Raw genomic sequence first — 242 nt, 5'->3', positions numbered from 1 at the left:
CACTTGAATATAACGGTAAGTCTGTAAACTTAAAATCAATTATGGGTGTTATGTCTTTAGGTATTCCACAAGGTGGAGAAGTAAAGGTGAAAACTGAAGGTCCGGATGCAGAAGAAGCACTTCAAGGAATTGATGAAGTAATGAAGGCAGGACTTGCTGAATAATGAGTAATAAGTTAAATGGTATAGGCGCTTCTGCCGGCATTGCTATTGCTAAAGGCTTTCGATTAGAAAATCCGGATT

1 protein-coding gene is annotated in these 242 nt (G+C 38.4%); it reads left to right on the top strand.

What is annotated here, in order from left to right:
* Positions 1-164 (top strand): HPr family phosphocarrier protein (locus AOA62_RS29790; RefSeq protein WP_143521945.1); only part of this gene is annotated, 164 nt, incomplete at its 5' end.
* Positions 165-242: the final 78 nt, after the last annotated feature.

It is taken from the genome of Pseudomonas sp. 2995-3, assembly GCF_002742565.1.
Lineage (GTDB): Bacteria > Pseudomonadota > Gammaproteobacteria > Pseudomonadales > Pseudomonadaceae > Aquipseudomonas > Aquipseudomonas edaphica.
The sequence above is the reverse complement of the archived record's forward strand: the minus strand, read 5'-3'. Positions and strand labels throughout refer to the sequence as shown.